Origin of the sequence: Amycolatopsis thermoflava N1165, from assembly GCF_000473265.1 — a bacterium.
Lineage (GTDB): Bacteria > Actinomycetota > Actinomycetes > Mycobacteriales > Pseudonocardiaceae > Amycolatopsis_E > Amycolatopsis_E thermoflava.
Genome location: NZ_KI421511.1, coordinates 2,857,717 through 2,883,496, shown reverse-complemented (window position 1 = coordinate 2,883,496; position 25,780 = coordinate 2,857,717). Strand labels below are relative to the sequence as shown.

Below are 25,780 nucleotides of genomic sequence, written 5' to 3'. Positions count from 1 at the left end.
CCACTTTGTCGGATCACCGCGGTGATCGTCGTGCTCGCCCTGGCCGGCGAGCTGGCGGCCACGGTGCTCGTCGGCGAGTCCCTGACCGTCGTGGTGGACGCCTCCGACGGGCTGTTCCGGATCCCGCGGCAGCCCGAGCTCAGTGGTGGAACCAGCCCGCGAACACCGCCGGGCACGCGGCCAGCGCGCTGTACCTGATGAACCGCCCGGTCAGGCCCGCCGTGAGGAACGTCGACATCCGCATGTCGGCCAGGCCCGCCAGCACCGTCGTCGCCATGAACGGGGGGAGCCCGACCAGCGAGCTGACCCCGTAGGTGCCGGTCATCCAGTGCGGGTGCCGGTGGCAGCGCTCGCGCAGGGCCTCCACCTTGCCGCGCAGCCACTTCGTGCGCTGGTGCCACCGGTCGCGGCGGCGGCTGGGCGGGCGCTCGCGGTGCAGGCGGTCGTGCAGGAACCGCGGCAGCCTGATCGACCCGCGCGCGGCCAGGTAGTACAGCAGTTTGCCGGCGATCTGGCCGATCGAGACGGCCGCGCCGATCAGCAGCCAATGCAGCCCCGGCTCGCTGGCCACGAGCCCCAGCACGAACACCTCGACGCTGATCACGGGCACGATCGCCGAGCCGAAGGCGACGCCGAGCGTCACCCAGAACCAGGCGAACATCCGCGCCTCCTGACGGGGGGCTTCGGGGCGGCGCGCGCCTCCGTGGGGGACGGAGGATCACACGGGCGGGGGTCACAAGAAGATATCAGCCCGAAGTGTGATCTCCGTGGGGTCCGCGACACTTTCCGCCGCCTGTTGACTACCGGCCGCTCACCTTCCCGTCACCCGCTTCTGCCACCGTGGCGCCGTGCAACAGGACATCCGGGTGACGCGGTCGCTCGTGGAGAGGTTCGCGTCGTTCTGCGCGACGGTCGTCCGGTACCTGCCCCTCGGGCTGAACATGCTGGTCCCGCCCAGCTTCGTGGGCTTCGCGCTGATCAACGGGTTCACCTTCGGCGTCGACCTGCTGCTGCTGACCCTGGGCCACGGCGTGGCCGGGCTGCCGCTGCCGGCCGCCATCACCGTGGCCTACGTGTGCGCCTTCGCGCTGAGCTTCGTGCTCAACCGCGTCTTCAACTTCCGCTCGCACGCCCCGGTCGGGCGCCAGGCCGTGCGCTACGCGATCGCGGTGGCGGTCAACTACTTCGCGTTCATCCTCGGCGCCGGGGCGGGCCTGGCCGCGCTGGGCGTGCAGTACCACCTGGCGCGCATCATCGCCGGCGCGTGCGAGGCCGTGTTCCTCTACAGCGTGCTTCGCTGGATCGTGTTCACCGACCGCAGCCGCGCGTAGCGCAAGGGGGACCCGCTCGTAACATCGATCACGCGGGCAACGAAGATAGGCGTTGCGGCGTCTGTTCCGTGAGATCACGCCTGGCCGGGACTGGGAGAACGAGTGAAAGCTGTCATCGAGACGATGAGGTACGGCAGTACCGCCGAGCGGGTACGCCTGGGCTTGGAACTCCTGCTGGCCGTCGGCCTGTTCGCCGCGCTCGCGTACTACGCGCACGGCATCCGGAAGTGGCCGACCGACGTCGACATCTACCGGCTGGGCGCGGACACGTTCCTCAAGGGCCACTCGATCTACTCGGAGCTACCCGTCTCGACCATCGGCGGCGCGCTGCCCTACACCTACCCGCCGTTCTCCGCGGTGCTGTTCACCCCGTTGGCGATCATCCCGCCGCCGATCGGCTACCCGCTGCTGACCGGCGTGACCTGCCTGGCGCTGTTCCCGATCATCCTGGCCTACCGCAACTCCTCGCCGGACCTTCGACGGCGAGGTGGATCCGGGAGCCGGGGTGGCCGATCGCCTCCGCCCACCGCGCCTCCGTGACCGCGGAGTCGAGCTCGGCGAGCGCCCGGTCGCTGAGGACGCCCTGGTAGGCGGTCCGCCAGGTGACGCGCTGGATCCGGGCGATCTCCGCGGCGTCGGCGTCGACGGCTTCGCGGACGGACACGGTGCTCATGCCGGGAACCTACCGGTTTTGTCGGTGGGTGCTGGCACCATGAGCACCACCATGGAGACGATGAGTGTGGCGGCCGCCCGGCGGACGGCGCTGGCGGCCCAGGGTTTCGCCGACCCGCGGCCCGGCACCGAACCCACCCGGCGGCACCTCAAGCGCGCGCTGTCGCGGCTGCAGCTGATCCAGCTGGACTCGGTGAACGTCGCGGTGCGGGCGCACTACGCACCGCTGTTCGCGCGGCTGGGCAGCTACGACCCGGCGTTGATCGACGAGGCCGCCTGGACGCACAGCAGCCGCAAGCCGCGGCTGCTGGTGGAGACGTGGGCGCACGAGGCGAGCCTGATCCCGGTCGAGGACTGGCCGCTGTTGCAGTCCGGCGCGAAGCGGCCCGGGTGGTGGCGCAACTACCAGCCCCTCGCCGACCGCTCGCCGTCGCTGGTCGACGACGTGCTGGCGGTGGTGAAGGAGCTCGGCCCGATCGGGGCGGGCGGCATCGAGCGCGAGCTGGAGGGCGAGTCGGCGCGCCGCCCCGGGTCGTGGTGGGAGCGGTCCGAGGTCAAGAAGATCTGCGAGCTGCTGTTCGGTCTGGGCCAGCTGACCACCGGCACGCGGCGCGGGTTCGAGCGGCTGTACGACCTGACCGAGCGGGTCGTGCCGGCCGAGGTCCTGGCGCGGCGCGTGTCGCCCGAGCAGGGGGCGCGCGAGCTGATCTCCCGCGCGGCGACGGCGCTGGGCGTGGCGACGGAGCCGGACCTGCGGGACTACTACCGGCTGGGCCCGGAGACGAGCCGCCGGGCGGTGGCCGAGCTGGTCGAGGACGGGGTGCTGGAGGAGGTCGAGGTGCGCGGCTGGCGCGGCCCGGCGTACCGCCTGGTGGGCGCACGGATGCCGCGGAAGGTGACGGGCCGGGCGCTGCTGTGCCCGTTCGACCCGCTGATCTGGGAGCGGGCCCGCACCGAGCGGCTGTTCGGGTTCCGGTACCGCATCGAGATCTACGTGCCCGAGCCCAAGCGCGTGTACGGCTACTACGTGTTCCCGTTCCTGCTCGACGGCGAACTGGTGGCGCGGGTCGACCTGAAGGCCGACCGGGAGGCCGGGGTGCTGCGGGTGCAGGGCGCGTTCGCCGAGCCGGGCGCCGAAGTGCCGCGGGTGGCCGCCGAGCTGGCGGGGGAGTTGCGGTTGATGGCCTCGTGGCTGGGGCTGGACGGTTTCGTGGTGGGGGAGCGGGGTGATCTGGCGCCGGCCCTGAGCCGGGCGTGAGAACGACGGCGCTGAATCCGTCGGCCGGCACGCACGAAAAATGGCGGTGGCCGGCTGGCGGCAAGCCCACCAACAGCTGCCGCCCGCCCTGTGGGTGACAGCCGGCCTTCGGCGGTCGAGGAGGTTCGCGGGCCGTCTTTGCTTGGGAATGGCTGGTGGCGGGCTGCTGGATCTCCGGCCGCAGCTGGGGACGTTCGCGGGCCGCCGGTGGTCCAAACACGGAATCGGGGTGGTGTGACACGCCCCCATGTCACACCACCCCTCCACCCCCATGGCGGCTCGCGGCCGCCCCTCCGGTGGTCTACTGCGCCGCGCGGGTCACCACGGCCGTGCCGGATCCCGTGCGGGCCCGCAGGTTCAGCGGGATCTCGCCGTCGGGCCGGTCCAGCGCCACGTCCAGCTCGCTCGACACCTTGCCTGCGCTCGCGGTCAGGTCGACCTCCGCGGACACGCCCGGCCGGATCCCGACCCGGATGTCGCCGGAACCGGTGACCAGCTCCAGGTTTCCGCTCGCCGCCTCGGCGACCGACACGTCGCCGCTGCCGCTGCGGGCCAGCACGGAGCCGGACACGGTGCCCAGCCAGACATCGCCGGTGCCGGTGGCCAGCGTCGCCGACCCGGCCAGCGACGCCACCTCGACGTCGCCGCTGCCGGTGCGCAGGTGCAGCCCCGCCAGCGTCGGCCCGAGCCGGATCGCGCCGGAGCCGCTGCGCACCGTCGCCGCGCCCTCCGACCGGTCCAGCCTGATCTCGCCGGTCCCGGTGGAGACGTCCACCCGCCCGGCAGGCCCGGTCGCCGTCACGTTCGCCGACCCGGCCCGCACTTCCACGGCGGTGCCGGCGGGCGCGATCACCGTGACCGCGAGCGGGATGTTCCGCAGCGGCAACGCCTTCGGCGCGTGCACCGTCAGCCGGTTGCCGGTCTGTTCCAGCCGCGTCTGCTGCACCGCGTCCGCGGGCGTGTCGCTCAGATCGGTGCCCAGCTGGTCGCCGAACCGCTCGCTGACCCAGCTCAGCAGGCTGGAAATCCCCTGCGTCCACGGCTGCTGCGCGTCCGGGTCGTGCCGGATCTCCACCGTCGCCTCGGGCTCCTCGGCGTCCAGCTTCACCTCGACCTTCCCCATCGACACGGCGATGTCCAGCTCCAGCGGCCCAGGCAGGGTGAACGTCTGCGTGCGCACGAGCTCCGGATCGGTCATGACTATCCCTTCACCCAGCCGTGCAGGTGCGACTCGGACCGTGAGCCGCTCTGCTTCTCGGCGTGCCAGGACTGCGAACCGTGCAGCGCGCCCTGCACGGCCTGTGAGATGAACGTGTTGAGCGAGACGCCCTGCGACGAGGCGGCGTGCTCGGCCTGCTCCTTGAGCTTCTCCACCAGGCGCAGCGTCATGCGCGAGATGTCCCCGCCCTCCACCAGCGGCGGCGGTGGCGGAGGGGGCGGCCCGGGACGCTCGGCCCGTGGCCGCTCGCCGGCGGAACCGGTGACCACCACCCGCACGTCCCGGCCGTCCAGGCGCACCTCGACGACGTGGTCGGGCAGCTGGGCGGTCGCCTCGGCGGCGAGGTCGGCCAGCGCGTTCATCAGCACCAGCCGGACCGCGGGCTCCAGCGCGCCGGACAGCAGTGCCGCCGCCCGGCGGATCTGCTCGTCCCCGGCCGAGGCCGTCGCGGTGAGGTCCTCGCGGAGGCTGGTGATGTACGGGGTCAAATCCATGACACCACTATGACGTCACTTCTGGTGTCAGTCAAGGAGGAGATGACACCATGTGGTGTCGTGGCCGGGTTGTCGGACTCGGCGGTTACGCTGCCGGGGAGTCGTTGAGGGGAAGGAGCGCGACCGTGGCCGAGACCGTGTCGCCGAAGGTTCAGCTGATCGCGAAGACGGAGTTCTTCCCGCCGGAGGACGTGCCGTGGTCGACCGACGCCGACGGGGGGGAGGCGCTCGCCGAGTTCGCGGGCCGCGCCTGCTACCAGTCGTGGAAGAAGCCGAACCCGAAGACGGCCACCAACGCCGGCTACATCGACCACATCATCGAGGTCGGTCACCTGTCGGTGCTGGAGCACGGCTCGGTGAGCTTCTACATCAGCGGCGTTTCGCGCTCGCTGACCCACGAGCTGATCCGCCACCGCCACTTCTCCTACTCCCAGCTGTCGCAGCGGTACGTGCCCGAGCGCGACGCCGCGTTCGTCGAGCCGGATGTGATCGCGAACGACCCGGAGCTGCACGAGAAGTTCCTCAAGGCCGCGCAGGCGAGCGTCGACGCGTACAACGAGCTGCTGGCCGGGCTGGAGGACAAGTTCGCCGACGCGCCGAGCGCCACGCTGCGCCGCAAGCAGGCGCGCCAGGCCGCCCGGTCGGTGCTGCCCAACGCCACCGAGACCCGCATCGTGGTGACCGGCAACTACCGCGCCTGGCGGCACTTCATCGCCATGCGCGCCACCGAGCACGCCGACGTGGAGATCCGCGGGCTGGCCGTGGAATGCCTGCGGCAGCTGCAGAAGGCCGCGCCGAACGTGTTCGCCGACTTCACCATCTCCACCCTGCCCGACGGCACCGAGGTCGCCTCCAGCCCGAAGGTCCTCGAAGGGTGAAACGGCTCGCCATCGACGTCCAGCCGGGCGAGTACGCGGTCGCGCGGCTGGATCCGGGCGTTCCGGTGCCCGCTCTGGACGCGCCGGACCGGCTGGTCTCGGTCACGCGCACGCCCGCGGAGACCTCGGTGATCTGCCCGGCCGGCCTGGCCCCGGAGGGCGCCCGGGTCGAGTCCGGCTGGCGGCTGCTGACCGTGCGCGGCCCGCTGGCGTTCACCCTCACCGGGATCATCGCCGCGCTGGCCAGCGAGCTGGCGTCCGCGGGGGTCGGCCTGTTCACGCTGTCCACGTTCGACACCGACCACGTGCTGGTGAAGGAAGGCGACCTGGCGCGCGCGGTGCAGGCGCTGCGCGCGGCCGGGCACGAGGTCGCGGAGTAGCCGTCCCGCGTGGGCCGGGTTCCCGGCCTGCGGGTCCCGGCCCGTCGGCCGGCGCTGGTCTGCTGGCCACCGGGCTGATCGGCGCACCGGCGATTTCGCCTGACTCGGACGTTGGTTTCTCGGTCGGGGGTCACGCCGGGGTTTTCGGCCTGCGCGTCCCGGACCGTCGGCCGCCGCTCGATCTGGCCAGCGGGCCGATCGGCGTACTGGCGATTTCGCTTGACCCGGAAGTCGTTCCCCGGTCGGCGGTCACCGCCGCCGTCGTTCCTGGGGCAGGTCGTGTTCACCGAACCGGATCGCCACCAGCGGCCCGTCGCGCCGGGATCTGGCCAGTCAGCCCGCGCGGCGAACGGCGTTGTCCCTGCCTGCCGGCCCGCGTGGGCCGGGGTCCCGGCCTGCGGGTCCCGGACCGTCGGCCGGCCCTCGATCTGGCCAGCGGACCGATCGGCGCACTGGCGATTCGCCTGGCCCGGACGTCGTTCCCCGGTCGGCGGTCACCGCTGCCGTCCCCGGGGCAGGTCGTGTTCACCGGATCGGATCGCCACCAGCGGCCCGTCGCGCCGGGACCTGGCCACTCAGCCCGCGCGGCGAACGGCGTTGTCCCTGCCTGCCGGACCGCTCTCGACCCCTTTCCGAGCCCACCCCGGACGCGGCCGCCCGAAGCGTGCTGCCTTAAAGCCACCCCTGTGGGGTACGTCTGCGCGTGGTGCCCGTGCGTTGCACGCCACTTTCGCTGCTCTGTACACCAAAGTTCGGCGCACCTAAAATCAGGCTTCGGCTTTGTGGATGGAGGACGGATGGCGCTGACGGAACAGCTCGGACCACGGCTCAAGCGGGTGCGCTCCGGTTCCCTGCTGCTCGGGCCCGCGTTCGTCGCCGCGATCGCCTACGTCGACCCGGGCAACGTCGCCTCCAACATCAGCGCCGGGGCCCAGTTCGGCTACCTGCTGGTGTGGGTGATCGTGGCCGCCAACCTGATGGCCGGGCTGGTCCAGTACCTGTCGGCGAAGCTGGGCCTGGTCACCGGCCTGTCCCTGCCGGAGAACCTGCGCGAGCGGATGCCGCGGGCCGCGCGCCTCGGCTACTGGGCGCAGGCCGAGACGGTCGCGATCGCGACCGACCTGGCCGAGGTCGTCGGCGGCGCGATCGCCCTGTACCTGCTGTTCGACCTGCCGCTGCTGGCCGGCGGCGTGATCACCGGCGTGGTGTCGATGGTCCTGCTGCTGGTGCAGGACAAGCGTGGCCAGCGGCCGTTCGAGCGGGTCGTCACCGGCCTGCTCGGCGTCATCGCGGTCGGGTTCCTGGCCAGCGTGTTCGTGGAACCGCCGTCCGCGGCGGACGCGGCGGCCGGGCTGGTCCCGCGGTTCGCCGGCACCGAAAGCGTGCTGATCGCCGCCGCCATGCTCGGCGCCACCGTCATGCCGCACGCCGTCTACCTGCACTCCGGGCTCGCCCGCGACCGGCACGGCAAGGTCGACGCCGCCCGCCGGTCGCGCCTGCTGCGGATCACCCGCTTCGACGTCGGCCTGGCGATGCTGCTGGCCGGCGCGGTGAACCTGTCGATGGTGCTGCTGGCCGCCACGAACCTGCAGGGCCAGGACGGCGTCGACTCGATCGAAGGCGCGCACGCCGCCGTGGGAAACACGCTCGGCCCGGCCGTCGCGCTGCTGTTCGCGATCGGGCTGCTGGCCTCCGGCCTGGCCTCGACCTCGGTGGGCGCCTACGCCGGCGCGATGATCATGCAGGGCCTGCTGCGCAAGCGGATCCCGCTGCTGCTGCGGCGGCTGATCACGCTGCTGCCCGCGATCGTGGTGCTCGCGATCGGCGTGGACCCCAGCCGCGCGCTGGTGGTGTCCCAGGTGGTGCTGTCCTTCGGCATCCCGTTCGCACTGGTGCCGCTGGTGCGGCTGACCAGCGACCGCGGGCTGATGGGGACCGCCGCGAATCACCGCGCGACCACGACGCTGGCGTGGGTGATCGCCGCGGTCATCATCACCCTCAACGTGGCGCTGATCTACCTCACGTTCGCGGGCTGACACCGGAACCGATCGGCTCCCGCGGCGGTCGGACTAGCATCCCGCTGTCCCGATAGCCGCGATCACCGGAGCCACGTTGACCGAAGAGCAGACCCAGCAGACCACGCCGCGCCCGGTCGGACCACGGGTGGTGGCCGGCCGCTACGCGCTCCTCGGCGAGCTGGGCCGGGGCGGGCACGGCGTCGTGTGGCGGGCGCAGGACCAGGTGATCGGCCGCCAGGTCGCGATCAAGGAGCTGCGCCTGCCCGACGGCGCCGAGGACACCGTCTTCACCGAGCGGGTGCTGCGGGAGGTGCGCACCGCGGGGCGGCTGAACGACCCGGCCATCGTCACGGTCTTCGACGTGGTCACCGAGGACGGCGCGACCTACATCGTGATGGAGCTGGTCGAGGCGCCCACGCTGGGCGACCTGGTGCGCCACCACGGCGCGCTGCCGCCGCAGCAGGTGGCCTCGATCGGGCAGCAGGTGCTCTCCGCGCTGCAGGCCGCGCACGAGGCCGGCATCGTGCACCGCGACGTCAAGCCGGGCAACATCATGGTCGGCGCGAACGGGCGGGTGAAGCTCACCGACTTCGGCATCGCCACCGCGATCGACGACCCGCGGCTGACCTCGAGCGGCACGATCGTGGGCTCGCCCGCGTTCATGGCGCCGGAGCGGCTCGACGGGCGGGAGGCGCTGCCCGACTCCGACCTGTGGTCACTGGGCGCGACGCTGTTCCTGGCCGTCGAGGGCAAGTCCGCGTTCGACCGCCCGACCACCGCCGCGACCATGAACGCGATCCTCACCGAGGTGCCCTACCTGACCAGGGTCCAGGGCCCGCTGGCCTCGGCGATCATGGGCCTGCTGGTGGCCAAGCCGGAGGGCCGGATCTCCGCGGCCCAGGCCGCGCACCTGCTCGGCATCGCCGCCCACAACACCCCGCCCGGGGGCGTCGCCACCGCTGTCCACAACGGACAACCGCCGACCCGGTTCGCCCCGGCGCCGTCCCGCACCGGCCGCCGCGGCCTGTGGGTCACCGCGGGCGCCGTCCTCGGCGTCGTGCTGCTGGCCGGCGGTTTCCTGGCCGGCCAGTGGTGGGCGACCGAGGCGGCGGACCCGGCGATGCTGCCGACCATGGTCTACGGCGCGGGCGGCGACCTGGAGTTCGAGCCGGGCAGCTCCTACCGGTGCTACAACGGCCGGCTCGAACCCGGCTACCGGATCACCTCCGACAACCAGGTCGACTGCGACAAGGCACACGAGCTGGAGCTCTACGACGAGCAGGACAGCCTCGGCAACGCCGGCTCCGGGGACGACGAAGCCGGGTTCGTGGCGTACCCCGGCGCCGACGCGCTGCGCCGCTACGCCGAGTCCTTCTGCGCGCTGAGCTTCCACTCCGCAACGATCGACGCGGCCGAGCGCGCCACGCTCAGCTACCGCGCGCTCGTCCCGTCGCAGGCCGACTGGGACGCCGTCCCGGAGAAGTCCTACGACGATCCGGTCCGCGGCATCTACTGCCTGGTGTCGAAGAAGGGCGGCGGCCAGCTCACCGAGGCGGTCACGCTGAAGGTCCGCTGACGCGAAAGGTTACGGCGGAAGATCACCTGGTCCAGCGATTCTCCGGCCGGTGGTGGCCCTTTCCTGCGGATCATGCCGTTTTGGCAGGTCGGCACGAATATTCACAGCGTGAGGAGGTACCGTCAGAGCATGTCCAACCCACCTTCGGCAGCGCCCGGGAGGCCCTTCGGGCGCGTGCTCACCGCGATGGTCACCCCCTTCGACGCGGACGGCGCAGTCGACCTGAAGCGGGCGCAGGAGCTCGCCGAGCACCTCGTGGAGCTGGGCAACGACGGCCTGGTCGTGAACGGCACCACCGGCGAGAGCCCGACCACGACCGACGCCGAGAAGGCCGACCTGGTGCGCGCCGTGGCCGAGGCGGTCGGCGACCGCGCGACCGTGATCGCCGGCGCCGGGACCTACAACACCGCGCACAGCGTCGAACTGGTGCAGCAGGCCGAGAAGGCCGGCGCCCACGGCGTCCTGCTGGTCACGCCCTACTACTCGCGTCCGTCGCAGGCCGGCCTGTACGCGCACTTCACCACGGTCGCCGACGCGACCGGCCTGCCGGTGATGCTCTACGACATCCCGCCGCGCTCGATCGTGCCGATCGAGGTCGACACGCTGCGCCGCCTGGCCGAACACCCGCGCATCCTGGCCGTCAAGGACGCCAAGGGCGACCTGCTGGCAGGCAGCGAGGTCATCGCCAACACCCACCTGGCCTACTACTCCGGCGACGACGCGCTGAACCTGCCGTGGCTGTCGGTGGGCGCGGCCGGCGTGGTGAGCGTGATCGGGCACGTGGTGGCCGGCCGCATCCGGGCCATGATCGAGGCCTACGAGGACGGCGACACCTCCACCGCCCGTACCAACCACCGCGGCATGCTGCCCGTCTTCCGCGCCATGTCGCGCGTCGGCGGGGTCGTGTTCTCCAAGACCGCGCTCGCGCTGCGCGGCCACCCGGTCGGCGGCCCGCGGCTGCCGATCGTGCCCGCCACCCCGGAGCAGGTCGAGGCGATCGCCACCGACCTCGCCCAGGCGGGGGTCCCCCTCGCGGAGTCCCCGTCGCCGGACTGGCACTCTTCCCGGGTGGCGCAGGCCGACTCCGCGGCGGCCTACGTCGCGCCGACCACTCACACCAGCGTTGGGACCATTCACAGGTGAATTTGGCAGGACCCGGACCGACCAACAACCCACCCGCACTGCCCGACGGCGGCCTGCGCGCGGTCGCCCTCGGCGGCATCGGCGAAGTCGGCCGGAACATGACCGTCTTCGAGTACGACGGCCGTCTCGTGATCGTCGACTGCGGGGTGCTCTTCCCCGAGGACGAGCAGCCCGGCGTCGACCTGATCCTGCCCGATTTCCGGGCGATCGAGGACCGGCTGTCCGACATCGAGGCCCTCGTGCTCACCCACGGCCACGAGGACCACATCGGCGCCGTGCCGTTCCTGCTGCGCATGCGGCCGGACCTGCCGGTCTACGGCTCGCGGTTCACGCTCGCGCTGCTGGAGGCCAAGTGCAAGGAGCACCGGCAGCGGCCGAAGCTGATCGAGGTGACCGAGTCCGAGCGGCGCACGGTGGGCCCGTTCGAGCTGGAGTTCTTCGCGGTCAACCACTCGATCCCGGACGCGCTCGCGGTCGCGCTGCGCACCCCGGCCGGGGTGGTGCTGCACACCGGTGACATCAAGCTCGACCAGCTGCCGCTGGACAACCGCCTGACCGACCTGGCCGGGTTCTCCCGCCTCGGCGACGAGGGCGTCGACCTGCTGTGCATCGACTCGACCAACGCCGAGGTGCCCGGGTTCGTCACGCCGGAGCGGGACATCGGGCCGGTGCTCGACGACGTCATCGGGCACGTCACCCAGCGCGTGATCGTGGCCTGCTTCGCCAGCCACGTGCACCGCGTGCAGCAGGTGCTCGACGCGGCGGTCAAGCACGGCCGCCGGGTCGCGTTCGTGGGCCGCTCCATGGTCCGCAACATGGGGATCGCCGCGGACCTCGGCCTGCTGAACATCCCCGAGGGCCTGCTGATCAACCTGGACGAGGCCGTCAACCTGCCCGAGAGCCGGGTGCTGTTCGTGTCCACCGGGTCGCAGGGCGAGCCGCTGTCGGCGCTGTCCCGGATGGCGCGCGGCGAGCACCGGCAGATCTCGATCCGGGCCGGGGACACGGTGGTGCTGGCCAGCTCCCTGATCCCGGGCAACGAGACCGCGGTGTTCGGCGTGGTCAACGGCCTGGTCCGGCTCGGCGCGAACGTGGTGCACCAGGGCAACGCGAAGGTGCACGTGTCCGGCCACGCGTCGGCGGGGGAGCTGCTGTTCCTCTACAACGCGATCCGGCCGAGCAACGTCATGCCGGTGCACGGCGAGTGGCGGCACCTGCGGGCCAACGGCGCGCTGGCGATCCGCACCGGCGTGGCGCCGGAGAACGTGGTGCTGGCCGAGAACGGCGTGGTGGTCGACCTGGTGGACGGCCGGGCGCGCGCGACCGGCCGGGTCGAGGTCGGGCACGTCTACGTGGACGGCCTGTCGGTCGGCGACGTCGGCGAGTCGACCCTGTCCGACCGGCTGGTGCTGGGCGAGGGCGGGTTCATCGCGATCAACGTCGCGGTCGACTCGACCACCGGCCGCGCGGTGAGCACGCCGACGGTGTCCGGGCGCGGGTTCTCCGACGACCCGAAAGCACTCGATGCGGTGGTTCCGCTCGTCGAGATGGAGCTGTCCCGCACCGAGGCGGAGGGCATCACCGACAGCCACCGGATCGCCCAGGCCGTGCGCCGTGTGGTGGGCCGATGGGTCGCCGAGACCTACCGGCGCCGCCCGATGATCGTGCCGACGGTCATCCCGGTGACGTACGGACAGGCCGATCCGACAGCGTAGGTAATCTCCGTCACTGCCCTTAACCTGGATCTCGTCCTGGCGAGCGATCCAGCGGAGGCGGTGCGAGGTGGGCCGACATTCGTCTCCTGCCCGGCGGCGGCCGCGGCGGGTGTGGGCGGTGCTCGGTGTCCTCATCGTGCTGGGCGGAGCAGGCTGGATCGCCGCGGACGTGGTGCGTGACCAGGGCGGCTGCGACCGGCCCGCGGTGGTGCGGGTCGCCGCGGCGCCCGGGGTGGCCCCGGCGGTCGCGCAGGTCGCCCGCCGGGTGGCGCAGACCGAGTGCGCGGCCTTCGAGGTCAACGCCGTCGACTCGGCGGCGGTCGCGCAGTCGCTGGCCCTGCCCGGCGGCGAGATCCGGCCGGACGTGTGGATCCCGGAGTCGACGCTGCAGCTGCGACGGGCGAAGGGCGTCGGCGCGAGCGGGATCGCGGGCGGCACCAGCATCGCCAGCTCGCCGGTCGTGTTCGCGCTGACCGAGGAGGCCGCTTCCGGACTCGGCTGGCCTGGCCGCGTGCCGTCCTGGTCGGACGTGCTCGGCGCGCCCGGCCTGGCGCTCGGCGTGCCCGATCCGGGGCGGGACCCGGCCGGTCTGTCCGCGCTCATCGGCATCCGGGCCGCGGTGCCCGCGGCCGACGCCCATGCCGCGGCGCTGCGCCGGCTGTCGCCGAACGCGGTGCCCACCACCGACGACCTGTTCGCGCGGCTGGCCGACCGGACGCTCGCCGGGTTCCCGGTGTCGGAGAACGCATTGCTGCGCTACAACGTGCGCAACGGCATCGCGGGTGCCCAGAGCGGGCTGGTCGCGACCTACCAGGCGGAGGCGCCCGCGCTGGACTACCCGTTCGCCATGCTCGGCGGCGCCGGGGAGGACCAGCGGCGGGCCGCCGGGGCGCTGCTGTCCGCGCTGCTGGGCCTGGAGGGGTCGAACGCGCTGGCCAACGCCGGGTTCCGCACACCCGACGGCCGGTACCTGCGCGACGGCGCGACGCAGAACGTCAGCGACCGGACCCTGCCCTCGCCCGCGGTGCCGACCGACGCCGACGTGGACGCGCTGCTCGGACAGTGGGCGCGGATCAACTCCAGTTCGCGCGCGCGGGTGCTGATCGACGTGTCGGGGTCGATGGACGTCGAGGTGCCGGGCACCGGGCAGACCCGCATGCAGCTGACCACCGACGCGGCCGCGCGGGCGTTGTCGCTGTTCAAGCCGACGTCGGAGAGCAGCGTGTGGGAGTTCGCCACCCGTCTGGACGGCGACCGCGACTACCGCGAGGTGCTGCCGATGCGGCCGGTGAGCGACCACCTGGCGTCCGGGGCGGCGGAGCGGTTGCGAGCGATCCAGGCCACGCCGGACGGGGACACCGGGCTGTACGACACGGTGCTGGCCGCGTACCGGCTGGCGTCGGCGGAGTGGCAGGCGGGGCGGCTCAACCTGGTGATCGTGCTGACCGACGGGCGCAACGACGACGCGGACGGCATCAGCAGGGACGCGCTGGTCGCGGAGCTGGCGAAGCTCGCCGACCCGGCCAGGCCGGTGGCGATCATCGGCATCGGGATCGGCCCGGACGTGGACGTGGCCGAGCTGGCGGCGATCACCACCCCCACCGGCGGGCAGACGTTCGCCGCGCCGGATCCGGCGCGGATCACCGACGTGTTCTACGGCGCGCTGGCCCGGCTCACCGGCGCCTGAACCACCCGGATCGCGAGCGAGCCGGGAAGCCCGGATTCGGACGACGGGCGTGCCCTGACGGCCTGGAGCATCAGCATCAACTCGCCCAGGACGAAAGTCGGGGCGCAGGAAGCCGGCGGTCTTGGCGCCGGGCGAGTTCGATGATGCGGATTCCGCTCGATCACGCCGCGGAAGCCGGCAGGCGCGGACCTCCTTGGCGGGGAAGCGGCGGTAGCGGGTGGCGGGGCCGTCACCGCGAAGAGGATGTGGGCCGCGTCCAGGCTGCGGGCGCGTGCGTCGGAGCGCAGGGGAGTGAGGCAGTTTGGCCGCCCGCGCTCTCACTTCGGCGCGGCGGAGGGTCGCGTTCGTTAGCGTCGGCGGACGTGGAAGCAGTGGTGATCAAGGAGTTCGGCGGGCCGGAGGGCCTGGCCGTGGTGGACGTTCCCGCGCCCGAGGCGACGGCCGGGCAGGTGCTGATCGAGACCGAGGCGATCGGCGTCGGCGGTGTGGACGCCGTGATCCGCCGCGGCACGCTCGCCGCGCACGGGTTCGCGGCCGGGCACATCCCGGGCGGTGAGGTGGCCGGCACCGTGGTCGCGGTCGGCGACGGGGTCGACGGGACCTTGCTGGGCCGGCGCGTGTGGGGGTTCACCGGCACCGGTGGCGGGTACGTCGAACGGGCGGTGGTGCCGGCCGGGGAGGTGCTGCCGTTGCCCGCCGGTCTGTCCACCGTGGACGCCGTGGCGCTCGGGAGTTCCGGTGTGGTGGCGCATTTCGCCCTCGCGCGCGCCGGGTTCGCGCCGGGTGAGTCGGTGCTGGTGCGCGGCGCGGCCGGCAGCATCGGGCTCACGGCGGTCCAGCTCGCGGCGCGGGGCGGCGCCGGGGCGGTGGCGGTCACGACGTCGTCGGCCGCGCGGGGCGAGCGGCTGCGCGAGCTGGGCGCGACGCACGTGCTGGACCGCTCGGGCGCGGGCGGCGCGGGGTTCGACGTGATCGTCGACGTCGTCGCGGGCCCGGACTTCCCGGAGTTCGTCGGCAAGCTCGGCCCCAACGGGCGGGCGGTCCTGGTCGGCGTGGTCGGCGGCCCGCCCGCGGACTTCGGCGCGGCGTTGATGGCCGGGTTCCGGAAGTCGTTGTCGGTGGCCACCTTCAGCGCCGACACGGTGCCCGCGGCCGAGCGGCGAACCGTCCGCGCCGCGCAGTTCGCCGCCGCGGCGCGCGGGGAGCTGCGCACGGTCGTGCACGAGGTGCTGCCGCTGGCCGAGGCCGGGCTCGCGCACCGGAAGATGGACCGCGGCGAGGTGTTCGGCCGGATCGTGCTGACGCCGTCCCGCTAACCCTCCGGATAGAACAGGAACAGGGTGCAGCCCGTGGCGGTCGACGGCACGTGCCAGGTGCCGGCGGGGGCGTGCAGGAACGTCCCCGCCGGGTAGTCGCGGGCGCCGTCGTGGAACGTGCCCGCCACGACGTACACCTCCTCGGGACCGGGCTCGTGCACGTCGCGGTGCGGCCAGGACGCGCCCGCGTCCATCTCCAGCAGGTCGGCGTGCGCCCCGCTCGGCCCCGTCCACAACGGACGGTGCCGGACGCCGGGGAACAGTTCGCGGACCGGGGCTTCGTCGACGGACACCGAGGTGTAGCCCTCCTGGGCGAGGATTTCGTGCATGGTCCCAGGATGCGGGCGCGGACCTGGCCGGGACAGTGCCCGCCAGGACACCGTGGGGTACTTTTCTGCCATGCATCGCGTGGTCGCCCTGGTGCAGCCGGTGCAGTCGACGTTCGAGCTCGGCTGCGCCATGGAGGTCTTCGGCACGGTGCGGGACGGCGTGCCGCGGCACTACGAGTTCGACGTGTGCACCGAGGAGCCGGGAACCGTGCCGACGACCGCGGGGTACGCCCTGTCGGTGCCGCGGGGGTTGTCCGCGCTCGACGACGCGGACACGGTGATCATCCCGGGCTGGGCGCCGGTGGAGGCGCCGCTGTCCCCGCGCGTGCGGCAGGCGTTGCTGCGTGCCCACGCCCGCGGGGCGCGGCTCGTCACGATCTGCTCGGGCGTGTTCGCCCTGGCGCGCACCGGGTTGCTGGACGGCCGCTCGGCCACCACGCACTGGGAGCGGGCCGAGCAGCTGCGGCGCGAGTTCCCGGCGGTGCGCGTGGAGCCGGACAAGCTCTACGTGGACCACGGCGACGTCGCGACGAGCGCCGGTGCGGGCGCGGGGATCGAACTGTGCCTGCACCTCGTCCGGCGGGACCACGGCGCCGCGCACGCCGCCCTCCTCGCGCGGCACATGGTGATGCCGCCGCACCGGGACGGCGGTCAGGTCCGGATCACGCCGCGGGCCCAGCCCCGGGACGAGCTGGACGACCTGCTCGAGTGGGCAGGCGAGCGGCTCGGGACACCGTTGTCGGTGGCCGGCCTCGCCGCGCGGCTCAACGTCTCACCCCGCACGCTGGCGAGGCGCTTCCACGACCGGCTCGGCACGAGCCCGGGCGCGTGGCTGTTGTCCCGTCGCGTGGCGGAGGCGCGCAGGCTGCTGGAGGACACCGATCTCCCGGTGGACGCGATCGCGGCGCGCGTGGGGCTGGCGTCGGCGGTCAACCTGCGCCGCCGGTTCCGGGACCAGGTTGGTACGACCCCGGGCGCGTACCGCCGGGCGCTGCGGGCTCCGGAACCTGCGCGCGCGGCGAGTTGAGCTGCACGATCAGCGCGCCGCCGAGCAGGACGACCGCGCCGGCCAGCTGGGGCCAGGCCAGCGTTTCGTGCAGCAGCGCCCACGCGGTGGCGGTGGCGATGACCGGTTCGAGCAGGCCGATGACGCTCGCGACGGAGGCGGGCAGGTGGCGCAGCGCGGTGAGGCCGATGGCGTAGGCCAGGACGGTCGAGAACACCGCGACGGCGACGAGCAGCAGCCACACCGGCGGGGTGCCACGGGCCGAACTCGGCGGGAGCGGTGAGGACCGCGGCGGGCATCGTCCACGGCGGGGCGACCGCGCACACCGCGACCGCGCCGATGATCATGCCCCAGGTGACCATGCCCATCGGGTGGCGGGTGGTGACGCCGTGCTCGCCGAGCAGGAAGTACGCCGCCGAGCACACCGCCGCACCGAGCCCGGCGAGCAGGCCGACCGCGTCCAGGCTGAGCCCCTGCCACACCTGCGCCACGCCCGCCAGCCCGGCCATCGCCAGCGCGATCCCGGCCCACATGCGCCCGGGCAGCCGCACGCTGCGGACGAACCGAGTCCACAGCGCGATCAGCACAGGCGAGGTGAACTCGAGCAGGATCGCGATGCCGACGGGCAGCCGCCCCGCGGCGACGAAGTAGCACAGCTGCACGCCCGCGACGCCGAGCAGGCCGTAGCCGAGCAGCAGCGGCCATTCGGCCCGGCGGACGCGCAGCAGCGACGGCTTCACCACGGCCACCACGGCGGCCAGCACCAGCGCCGCGAGCCCGATCCGCGCCGCGGCGACCTGTTCGGCGGACAGGCCGGCGAGCATCGCGGGTTTCGCGATCGTGCCGGAACTGCCGAAACAGACCGAGGAGACGAGGATCAGCGTCGTGCCACGCCCGCGATGGGGGACGAACGCGCGCGCCGGTGCGGGAGCTTCGGTGACCACTCCGCCCACCCTAAGCGGCGGACCGGTACGGCGGTACCGGAATTCCGTCACGCCTCGCGTAACCGGTCAAATTCGCGTGCCGGTTACTCCGGGGAGGGGGTGGGGTGCGGCCGTCCCGCGCTGCTCAGGCGCCGCCCCGGCCGACGCGCACGTACCCGGCGATGGTGGCGAGCCGGTGGCCCTGGATGCGCAGGGCTTCGAGCGACTCCTTGTCCGGCTCGGCCGACTTGCGCGACACGAACGAACCGCCGTAGGGGTTCCCGGACTCCAGCAGATGCGGCTGCCCGTAGCCGAGCGGGAGCACGATCGCGCCCCAGTGGTAGAAGATGTTGTTCATCGCCAGCACGGTCGCCTCCAGCCCGCCGTGCGCGGTGGAGGCCGTGGTGAACGACGTCGCGACCTTGTCCACCAGCTTCCCCTTGGCCCACAGGCCACCCGTGGTGTCCAGATAGGACTTGAGCTGGCTCGCGGGCCCGCCGAACCGCGTCGGGCTGCCGATCGCGAGCCCGTCGGCCCACTCCAGGTCGGCGAGCGTGGCCAGTTCGTCGTGCGGCCCGGCGTCGACCCACGCCTGCCAGCGCGGGTTGGTCGCGATCGCCTCGGGCGGGGCGGTCTCGGCGACGGTGCGGACGCGCACCTCCGCCCCGGCGTCGGCGGCCCCACCGGCCAACGCGGCGGCCAGCTTCGCGGTGTTGCCGGTGGCGCTGTAGTACACGACGAGGATCCGAGTGGTCACGGTGATCACCTTACCGTTATCGAATCGCGCGTTCCATCATGTGAGACCTCGCGCGGGGCGGCGCCCGGAAACCGTAGCGTGCCCGGGCATGACGACGACGGTCCCCGCCGCGCCGCGCACCACGCCACGGAGCGCCGCGCTCGGCAGCATGATCGGCACGACCATCGAGTGGTACGACTTCTACCTCTACGCCACCGCGACCGCGCTGGTCTTCAAGCCGCTGTTCTTCCCCAACGTCTCCTCGACCGCGGGCACGCTCGCGGCCTTCGGCACCTACGCGGTCGGCTTCGGCGCCCGGCCGCTGGGGGCGGTGATCTCGGGCCACCTCGGTGACCGGGTCGGCCGCAAGGCGGTGCTGGTCGGCGCGCTGCTGCTGATGGGGATCGCCACCACGGCGATCGGGGTGCTGCCCACCTACGCGCAGGCCGGGATCCTCGCCCCGGCGCTGCTGGTCGTGCTGAGGCTGTTGCAGGGGCTCGCGGTCGGCGCCGAATGGGGCGGCGCGGCGCTGCTGTCGGTCGAGCACGCCACACCCGGGCGGCGCGGGTTGTTCGGCAGCTTCACGCAACTCGGGTCGTCGGCCGGGATGCTGCTGGCCACCGGCGTCTACTACCTGGTGCGCACGATCGCCGGCGACGCGTTTCTGTCCTGGGCGTGGCGGCTGCCGTTCCTGCTCAGCCTCGTGCTCGTCGTCGTCGGTCTGGTGATCCGGCTCCGGCTGACCGACGCGCCGGTGTTCGCGCGGCTCAAGGCGAGCGGGGAGACCGCCCGGCTGCCGGTCGTCGAGGTGCTGCGGACGCAGCCGCGCAACGTCGTGCTGACCACCGGGCTGCGGTTGTCGCAGATCGCGTTGTTCGTGCTGCTGACCACCTACTCGCTGACCTACCTGCAGACCACGTTCGGCCGGGACAGCGCCGTCGGGCTGGTCGCGGTGATGGTCGCCTCCGCGATCGGCCTGGTGAGCACGCCGCTGTGGGGCTACCTGTCCGACCGGTTCGGGCGGCGCCCGCCGTACCTGTTCGGCTCGCTCGCCGGGATCGTGGCGCTGGTGCTGTTCTTCCTCGCCGCCGACTCCGGATCCGCGGTGGCGGTGGTGCTGGCGATCGTGTTCGGGGTCAACGTGGTGCACGACGCGATGTACGGGCCGCAGGCGGCGTGGTTCGGCGAGCTGTTCGACACGCGTGTGCGCTACAGCGGCGCGTCGCTGGGGTACCAGATCGGCGCGGTGCTCTCCGGCGGGTTCGCGCCGCTGATCGCGGCCGCGCTGCTGGTGGCCGGGGACGGGCGGCCGTGGCTGATCGTCGCCTACTTCGCCGGGCTGGCGGTGCTGACGTTCGCGTCCGCGTGGTTCGCGCGGGAGACCAACTCCGAGGGCCTGGCATGAGCCGCATCTACCTGAACGCCTTCGACATGAACTGCGCCGGTCACCAGTCGGCCGGGCTGTGGAAGCACCCCGCCGACGAGGGGCACCGCTACACCGACCTGTCCTTCTGGCTGGACCTGGCGCGCACGCTGGAAGACGGCGGGTTCGACGCGCTGTTCCTCGCCGACGTGCTGGGCGTGTACGACGTCTACGGCGGGTCGAAGGACGCCGCGGTCGCCGACGCCGCGCAGATCCCGGTCAACGAGCCGACGGTGCTGCTGCCCGCGCTGGCCGCGGTGACCTCGCACCTCGGGTTCGGGGTCACCGTGTCGACGACGTATGAGCAGCCGTACTCGCTGGCCCGTCGTCTGTCCACACTGGACCACCTGACGCGCGGCCGGGTCGCGTGGAACATCGTGACGTCCTATCTGGACAGTGCGGCGCGGAACCTCGGCCTGGACGCCCAGGTGCCGCACGACGAGCGGTACGAGATCGCGGAGGAGTACCTCGAGGTCTGCTACAAGCTGTGGGAGGGCTCGTGGGAGGACGGCGCGGTCGTGCGGTCCGGCGGGGTGTACGCCGACCCGGCGAAGGTGCACGACATCGGGCACAAGGGGAAGTACTTCGCGGTGCCGGGGCCGCACCTGTCGGAGCCGTCGCCGCAGCGGACGCCGGTGCTGTTCCAGGCCGGCGCGTCGCCGCGGGGCGTGCGGTTCGCGGCGCGGCACGCGGAGGCGGTGTTCGTGTCCGGGCCGTCGCCGCGGGTGGTGCGCCGCTCGGTGGACGCGATCCGCGCCGGGGTGGCCGAGCAGGGCCGGGACCCGCGCGCGGTGAAGATCTTCACGATGCTGACGCCGGTGGTCGCCGAGACGTCGGCGGAGGCGGAGCAGAAGCTGCGGGAGTACCAGTCGCTGGTGTCGGTGCCGGGGGCGTTCGCGTTGTTCGGCGGCTGGACGGGCGTCGACCTGGCCGAACTGCCGGTGGACGAGCCGCTGACCTACCGGGACGGTGACGCGAACCGGTCGGCGCTGGCGGCGTTCACGACGGCCGAGCGGGCGTGGACGCCGCGTGAGCTGGCCGGCTTCATCGGGCTCGGGGGGCGGGGCCCGGTCGTGACGGGGTCCGGCCCGGAGGTCGCGGACGAGCTGGAGCGCTGGGTCGAGGAGGCCGACGTGGACGGCTTCAACCTGGCATACGTGACGACACCGGGCACGTTCGCGGACTTCGCGCGCTGGGTGGTGCCGGAGCTGCGCCGCCGCGGTCGGGTGCCGTCGCAGCCGGAGGCGGGCACGCTGCGGGAGCGGCTCGGTGGTGCGGGGCCGCGCCTGGCGGCGGACCACCCGGGGGCGGCTTACCGCCGCTGAGGCCGGCTGCTCACTTTTGGCCAGCGATCCCTGGCGGGAGTGCCGGCACGCGGACCGGCCGACTCGCCGCCGAAGGCGGCTCGATGCGCCGGGCGCATGCCTCGCGGCGGGCGCCCGGCGCGGCGCGGCGCCGCTGAGGCCGGGACGGGCGCGCGGAGGCTCCTTCCGGGAGCGGCTCGCTGGCGCGGTCGCACGTCCGGCCACCCGGGCGCGCTGCTCGGCGGGTAGGCCGCCAGGCGCGGCCTACCGCCCAGGCCCTGTCACGCCGGGGCGTCCCCAGCCAGCCGGGCGTGCTCGCCCAGCTCCAGCTCGACGAACGCGCCGATCATGGCGCGCCACACCGCCTCGGCGACTTCGGGAGCCAGCCCCGCGGCGAGAGCCCGCTCCCGCGCCGCCGTGACCACCTGCTCCACCCGGTCGGGCGCGCGAACGGCCTGCGAGTCGGTCTTGAACGCGGCGGCCGCGCGCACCAGGGACTGGCGGGTGGCCAGCAGGCCGGCCAGCTCCGCGTCGAGGGCGTCGATGCGGGCGCGGACCTCGGCAAGCGACTTCGGGGCGTCCGTCACCGGGGCCGCCAGGGGCTGACGGTGTCCGTGGGGCGCGTCGGGTCGTGGAACTTCGGCTTGTCGGGCTCGTCGCGGCGCAACGGGACCAGGCCGGCCGTGATGGCGCGCATGATCTTCGCGTGCGCGCGCACCCCGGCGCCCGGCCGCTCCGGCTCGATGTCGCTCAGGTCCACCGGCTCGCCGAAGTGCACGCGGTACGTCGGCCGCCGCAACGGCGCGGTCAGGCCGGACCGGGCCAGCGGCAGCAGGTCCGCGGGACCCGTCACCTTCTCCGTGCCCCAGTACACGGCCTCGTGCGCGCCCCACTGACTGATCGGCACCACCGGCACCCCGGCGGCGATCGCGAGCCGCGCGGCGCCCGTCTTGCCGCGCTCCGGCCACAGGCCCGGGTCGTGGCTGATCCGGCCCTCCGGGTAGACGATGATCGGGCTCGGCGTCGTCCGCATCTCCTCCACGGCCTGCGCGAACTGCTCCAGCGCGCTCGCCTTGCCGCGGTCGATCCGCATGTGCCCGCTGACCTTCAGCGCGGGCCCGATCACCGGTGTGTCCAGGATCCCGCCGGCCAGCATGAACCGCGGCGCGATGCCGATCCGGCGGCACGCGGCGATCAGCACGAACGGGTCGAACACGCCGATGTGGTTGGAAGCCATCAGGAACGGCCGTCCCCGCAGCTCCGGCGCGATCCGGCCGGTGATCCGCAGCCTGCCGGTCAGCGCGACGAGCCCCTGGTCCATCCGGGTCATGGTCCGCCAGACCGCCGGTGGCCTGCGGCGTGTCTGCCCGGTGTCGTCGGAGTGCAGCGCGAACATGGTCGTCAGCATGGCAGATCACCGGAATGGCGGATCAAGGTCCGCCGGTGAAGGCGAAGTTCCCGCTGTGCCGAGTGTGGCACCTGGGGTTGGTGGGGCCAGGCGGTTACCGTAGAGGCATGGCTAGCGGGGCGGCGACGAGGAGCAGCGGCACGAAGCGGACCGGCGGCAAGAGCAGCACCGCGCGCAGGAGCACGCGCGGCGCGGCCAAGTCGCGGCCCGCGGCCTCGCGCGCCCGCAAACCCGCCCCGAAGAAGAAGGCCGGGACGTTCAGCAAGGCCGTCCGCGGCGGCTGGAACCTGCTGGCCAAGGGCCTCGGCAGCGTGGTGCGCACCGTCGGCCGCGGCCGGGAGCTGGAGCCCGAACACCGCCGCGACGGGCTCGCCCTCGGCCTGATCGCGCTGGCCCTGATCGTCGCCGCCGGGGTGTGGTGGCGCGCGGCCGGGCCGGTCGGCGGCTACGTCGAGCTGGCCACCCGCACGGTCTTCGGCGCCGGCGCGGTCACGCTGCCGCTGGCGCTCGTGGTCTCCGCCGTGGTGCTGATGCGCACCGAGCCGCAACCGGAGGTCCGCCCGCGCATGGTGATCGGCACCGCGCTGGGCGTGCTCGCGTTGCTGGGGTTGCTCCACCTGTTCAACGGCCGCCCGCACGACGCCGAGAACCAGCGCTACGCGGGCGGCATCCTCGGCTTCCTGTCCGGCGACCTGCTCGCCCAGGGCGTGACGGCCTGGGTCGCGGTGCCGCTGCTGTTCCTCGCGCTCGCGTTCGGCCTGCTCGTGTTCACCGCCACCCGCATCCGCGACATCCCGCACCTGGTGCGCACCTGGGGACTGGACCCGGAGGAACTGGCCGAGGAGGAGGCGCAGCGCGAGGCCCGCGCCGAACGCCGCGACGAGGTCACCGAGGCCGACCCGAAGGCCGTGCGGCTGCGCAAGCCGTCCCGCCGCCGCCAGGCCAGCGGCGCCGACCCGGAGCAGCTGGACATCGAGTCCGCGCTGGCCGAGCCGCCCACGCCGGCCCGCCCGCCGAAGCCGGTGCCCGCGGCGGTGCCGGAGAAGAAGCCGAAGAAGCCGGAACCGGTCATGGCGGTCACCCGGACCGTCGAGGGCGACTACGAGCTGCCGCCCGCCGACCTGCTGCAGCTGGGCGACGCGCCCAAGACCCGCAGCAAGGCCAACGACGCCATGATCGAGGCGATCACCGGCGTGCTGGAGCAGTTCAACGTCGACGCGCAGGTCACCGGCTTCACCCGCGGCCCGACGGTCACGCGCTACGAGGTCGAGCTCGGCCCGGGCGTGAAGGTCGAGAAGATCACCGCGCTGACCAAGAACATCGCGTACGCCGTGGCCACCGACAACGTCCGCCTGCTCGCGCCGATCCCCGGCAAGTCGGCGGTCGGCATCGAGGTGCCCAACTCCGACCGCGAGATGGTGCGCCTCGGCGACGTGCTGCGCTCGTCCACCGCGGGCAAGGACACCCACCCGATGGTCATCGGGCTCGGCAAGGACATCGAGGGCCACTTCGTCACCGCGAACCTGACGAAGATGCCGCACCTGCTGGTCGCGGGCTCCACCGGCTCCGGTAAGTCGAGCTTCGTCAACTCGATGCTGGTGTCGCTGCTGGCGCGGGCGACGCCCGAAGAGGTGCGGATGATCCTGATCGACCCGAAGATGGTCGAGCTGACGCCGTACGAGGGCATCCCGCACCTGATCACGCCCATCATCACCCAGCCGAAGAAGGCGGCCGCCGCGCTGGCCTGGCTGGTGGAGGAGATGGAGCAGCGCTACCAGGACATGCAGGCCAACCGGGTCCGGCACATCGACGACTTCAACCGCAAGGTCAAGTCGGGGGAGATCACCGCACCGCCGGGCAGCGAGCGCGTGTACCGGCCGTACCCGTACATCATGGCGATCGTCGACGAGCTGGCCGACCTGATGATGACCGCGCCGCGCGACGTCGAGGACGCGATCGTCCGGATCACGCAGAAGGCCCGTGCCGCGGGCATCCACCTGGTGCTGGCCACGCAGCGCCCGTCTGTCGACGTCGTCACCGGCCTGATCAAGACCAACGTGCCGTCGCGGCTGGCGTTCGCGACGTCGTCGCTGACCGACTCGCGCGTCATCCTCGACCAGCCGGGCGCGGAGAAGCTGATCGGCATGGGCGACGGCCTGTACCTGCCGATGGGCGCCGGCAAGCCGGTCCGCATCCAGGGCGCCTACGTCGGCGACGACGAGATCGCCTCGATCGTCAACTTCACCAAGGAGCAGGCGCAGCCGGAGTACCAGGAGGGCGTCACCGCCGCGAAGGCCGGGGAGAAGAAGGAGATCGACCCGGACATCGGCGACGACCTCGACGTCCTGCTGCAGGCGGCCGAGCTGATCATCACCTCGCAGTTCGGGTCGACGTCCATGCTGCAGCGCAAGCTGCGGGTCGGCTTCGCCAAGGCCGGGCGGCTGATGGACCTGCTGGAGACGCGCGGCGTGGTGGGCCCGTCGGAGGGCTCGAAGGCCCGCGACGTGCTCGTCAAGCCGGAGGACCTGGAGGGCACGCTGATGCTGATCCGCGGCGGCTCGATGCCGGACGACGACGGCGAGGACTAGATCGACGAGCGGCAGGTACTCATGGCGATCTGCGACCACGAACCCCACCTGCTTACCGACCGCCCCGGACTGCTGATCATCGCCGACAAGGGCTACGTCTCCCGCGAACTCGACCACTACCTCACCGAGCGCGGCGTCCGGCTGGTCCGGCCGTCCTACCGCAACCGCAAGCCCCATCCCGGTGAGCCGCTGCTCAAGTCCATCCGCCAGCTCATCGAGTCGGTCAACGACACCCTCAAAGGCCAACTAAACCGCGTCGGCGTCCGCATCGCCCAACGCCTCCTGGCCCTCACCGCCGCCATCTGGCACAACCGCGCCACCGGCCAACCCACCACCCGATCCCTGACCGCCTACGACCACTGACCGAGTTACGCAT

Annotated in this window: 22 protein-coding genes and 2 pseudogenes; 16 read left to right on the top strand and 8 right to left on the bottom strand. The window is 72.9% G+C overall.

The genetic code is table 11. The features are described 5' to 3' along the window. Nucleotides 1–139: 139 nt before the first annotated feature. A complete protein-coding gene (locus AMYTH_RS0114460) occupies nucleotides 140–661 on the bottom strand; it encodes a YqaA family protein (protein ID WP_027930928.1) in 522 nt (173 codons plus the stop codon). A gap of 187 nt (nucleotides 662–848) precedes the next feature. Here AMYTH_RS0114460 and AMYTH_RS0114455 point away from each other — a divergent pair, with 187 nt between their 5' ends. The 3 genes from AMYTH_RS0114455 (at nucleotide 849) to AMYTH_RS0114445 (ending at nucleotide 3,261) form a co-directional block, all read left to right on the top strand. Then, entirely contained in the window at nucleotides 849–1,331 is a 483-nt protein-coding gene (locus AMYTH_RS0114455) for a GtrA family protein (RefSeq protein ID WP_228684751.1), read from the top strand. 123 nt (nucleotides 1,332–1,454) lie between these two features. Beyond that, the gene (locus tag AMYTH_RS0114450) at nucleotides 1,455–1,871 is read left to right on the top strand and encodes a glycosyltransferase 87 family protein (protein WP_037322540.1); all 417 of its coding nucleotides are present in this window, start codon (nucleotides 1,455–1,457) and stop codon (nucleotides 1,869–1,871) included. Nucleotides 1,872–2,043: 172 nt separating this feature from the next. Beyond that, nucleotides 2,044–3,261 carry a winged helix-turn-helix domain-containing protein gene (locus tag AMYTH_RS0114445; RefSeq protein WP_037322539.1) on the top strand — a complete coding sequence of 406 codons (1,218 nt, stop codon included), beginning with the start codon at nucleotides 2,044–2,046 and terminating at the stop codon, nucleotides 3,259–3,261. A gap of 301 nt (nucleotides 3,262–3,562) precedes the next feature. Here AMYTH_RS0114445 and AMYTH_RS0114435 read toward each other — a convergent pair whose 3' ends face one another. Together AMYTH_RS0114435 and AMYTH_RS0114430 are read right to left on the bottom strand one after the other, a co-directional pair. Beyond that, nucleotides 3,563–4,459, bottom strand: a complete 897-nt coding sequence (locus AMYTH_RS0114435; RefSeq protein ID WP_027930924.1) for a DUF4097 family beta strand repeat-containing protein — start codon at nucleotides 4,457–4,459, stop codon at nucleotides 3,563–3,565. Between the two features lie 2 nt (nucleotides 4,460–4,461). Continuing rightward, nucleotides 4,462–4,974 carry a toxin-antitoxin system HicB family antitoxin gene (locus tag AMYTH_RS0114430; protein ID WP_017981785.1) on the bottom strand — a complete coding sequence of 171 codons (513 nt, stop codon included), beginning with the start codon at nucleotides 4,972–4,974 and terminating at the stop codon, nucleotides 4,462–4,464. Nucleotides 4,975–5,099: 125 nt separating this feature from the next. Here AMYTH_RS0114430 and thyX point away from each other — a divergent pair, with 125 nt between their 5' ends. The 8 genes from thyX to AMYTH_RS0114390 all read left to right on the top strand — a co-directional run bounded on the left by thyX (nucleotide 5,100) and on the right by AMYTH_RS0114390 (nucleotide 15,687). Beyond that, nucleotides 5,100–5,852 carry an FAD-dependent thymidylate synthase gene (thyX, locus tag AMYTH_RS0114425; RefSeq protein ID WP_017981786.1) on the top strand — a complete coding sequence of 251 codons (753 nt, stop codon included), beginning with the start codon at nucleotides 5,100–5,102 and terminating at the stop codon, nucleotides 5,850–5,852. Then, the gene (locus AMYTH_RS0114420; protein ID WP_027930923.1) at nucleotides 5,849–6,232 is read left to right on the top strand and encodes an ACT domain-containing protein; all 384 of its coding nucleotides are present in this window, start codon (nucleotides 5,849–5,851) and stop codon (nucleotides 6,230–6,232) included. The genes thyX and AMYTH_RS0114420 overlap by 4 nt, the downstream gene beginning before the upstream one ends. Nucleotides 6,233–7,029: 797 nt before the next feature. Continuing rightward, the gene (locus AMYTH_RS0114415; protein ID WP_027930922.1) at nucleotides 7,030–8,268 is read left to right on the top strand and encodes an Nramp family divalent metal transporter; all 1,239 of its coding nucleotides are present in this window, start codon (nucleotides 7,030–7,032) and stop codon (nucleotides 8,266–8,268) included. A 76-nt stretch (nucleotides 8,269–8,344) separates the two neighbouring features. Beyond that, nucleotides 8,345–9,826: a serine/threonine-protein kinase gene (locus tag AMYTH_RS0114410; protein WP_027930921.1), complete on the top strand. Its 1,482-nt coding sequence runs from the start codon at nucleotides 8,345–8,347 to the stop codon at nucleotides 9,824–9,826. 129 nt (nucleotides 9,827–9,955) lie between these two features. Beyond that, nucleotides 9,956–10,969: a 4-hydroxy-tetrahydrodipicolinate synthase gene (dapA, locus tag AMYTH_RS0114405; protein ID WP_037322538.1), complete on the top strand. Its 1,014-nt coding sequence runs from the start codon at nucleotides 9,956–9,958 to the stop codon at nucleotides 10,967–10,969. Next, nucleotides 10,966–12,684, top strand: coding sequence for a ribonuclease J (locus AMYTH_RS0114400; protein WP_027930920.1), 1,719 nt, complete (start codon nucleotides 10,966–10,968; stop codon nucleotides 12,682–12,684). Before dapA ends, AMYTH_RS0114400 begins: the two co-directional genes overlap by 4 nt. A gap of 118 nt (nucleotides 12,685–12,802) precedes the next feature. Next, a complete protein-coding gene (locus AMYTH_RS0114395) occupies nucleotides 12,803–14,371 on the top strand; it encodes a substrate-binding domain-containing protein (protein ID WP_228684749.1) in 1,569 nt (522 codons plus the stop codon). Nucleotides 14,372–14,733: 362 nt separating this feature from the next. Further along, complete coding sequence (locus AMYTH_RS0114390; protein WP_027930918.1) at nucleotides 14,734–15,687, top strand: zinc-binding dehydrogenase; 954 nt, start codon at nucleotides 14,734–14,736, stop codon at nucleotides 15,685–15,687. On the opposite strand, the gene AMYTH_RS0114385 is transcribed toward AMYTH_RS0114390, so the two are convergent. Continuing rightward, a complete protein-coding gene (locus AMYTH_RS0114385) occupies nucleotides 15,684–16,016 on the bottom strand; it encodes a cupin domain-containing protein (protein ID WP_027930917.1) in 333 nt (110 codons plus the stop codon). The two genes, AMYTH_RS0114390 and AMYTH_RS0114385, sit on opposite strands and share 4 nt — an antisense overlap. A gap of 70 nt (nucleotides 16,017–16,086) precedes the next feature. On the opposite strand from AMYTH_RS0114385, the gene AMYTH_RS0114380 reads away from it, so the two are divergent. Then, nucleotides 16,087–17,043 (top strand): GlxA family transcriptional regulator, encoded by a 957-nt coding sequence (locus tag AMYTH_RS0114380; protein WP_037322537.1) that lies wholly within the window; start codon nucleotides 16,087–16,089, stop codon nucleotides 17,041–17,043. Here the strand turns inward: AMYTH_RS0114380 and AMYTH_RS47880 are convergent. Further along, nucleotides 16,946–17,966 (bottom strand): annotated as a pseudogene (locus tag AMYTH_RS47880) (EamA family transporter). The gene AMYTH_RS0114380 and the pseudogene AMYTH_RS47880 sit on opposite strands and share 98 nt — an antisense overlap. A 124-nt stretch (nucleotides 17,967–18,090) precedes the next feature. Then, the gene (gene wrbA / locus AMYTH_RS0114365) at nucleotides 18,091–18,702 is read right to left on the bottom strand and encodes an NAD(P)H:quinone oxidoreductase (RefSeq protein ID WP_027930913.1); all 612 of its coding nucleotides are present in this window, start codon (nucleotides 18,700–18,702) and stop codon (nucleotides 18,091–18,093) included. 88 nt (nucleotides 18,703–18,790) lie between these two features. On the opposite strand from wrbA, the gene AMYTH_RS0114360 reads away from it, so the two are divergent. Together AMYTH_RS0114360 and AMYTH_RS0114355 are read left to right on the top strand one after the other, a co-directional pair. Further along, the gene (locus AMYTH_RS0114360; RefSeq protein ID WP_037322536.1) at nucleotides 18,791–20,086 is read left to right on the top strand and encodes an MFS transporter; all 1,296 of its coding nucleotides are present in this window, start codon (nucleotides 18,791–18,793) and stop codon (nucleotides 20,084–20,086) included. Continuing rightward, nucleotides 20,083–21,429: an LLM class flavin-dependent oxidoreductase gene (locus AMYTH_RS0114355; protein ID WP_027930911.1), complete on the top strand. Its 1,347-nt coding sequence runs from the start codon at nucleotides 20,083–20,085 to the stop codon at nucleotides 21,427–21,429. The genes AMYTH_RS0114360 and AMYTH_RS0114355 overlap by 4 nt, the downstream gene beginning before the upstream one ends. Nucleotides 21,430–21,689: 260 nt before the next feature. Here the strand turns inward: AMYTH_RS0114355 and AMYTH_RS0114350 are convergent, their stop codons facing one another. Next, complete coding sequence (locus tag AMYTH_RS0114350) at nucleotides 21,690–21,995, bottom strand: chorismate mutase (RefSeq protein WP_027930910.1); 306 nt, start codon at nucleotides 21,993–21,995, stop codon at nucleotides 21,690–21,692. Next, complete coding sequence (locus AMYTH_RS0114345) at nucleotides 21,992–22,816, bottom strand: lysophospholipid acyltransferase family protein (protein WP_027930909.1); 825 nt, start codon at nucleotides 22,814–22,816, stop codon at nucleotides 21,992–21,994. The genes AMYTH_RS0114350 and AMYTH_RS0114345 overlap by 4 nt, the downstream gene beginning before the upstream one ends. A gap of 107 nt (nucleotides 22,817–22,923) precedes the next feature. Here AMYTH_RS0114345 and AMYTH_RS0114340 point away from each other — a divergent pair, with 107 nt between their 5' ends. Next, a complete protein-coding gene (locus tag AMYTH_RS0114340) occupies nucleotides 22,924–25,404 on the top strand; it encodes a DNA translocase FtsK (RefSeq protein ID WP_027930908.1) in 2,481 nt (826 codons plus the stop codon). Further along, nucleotides 25,405–25,767: pseudogene (locus AMYTH_RS44815) on the top strand (transposase); the annotation flags it as partial. It lies immediately after the preceding gene. Between the last annotated feature and the right edge of the window lie 13 nt (nucleotides 25,768–25,780).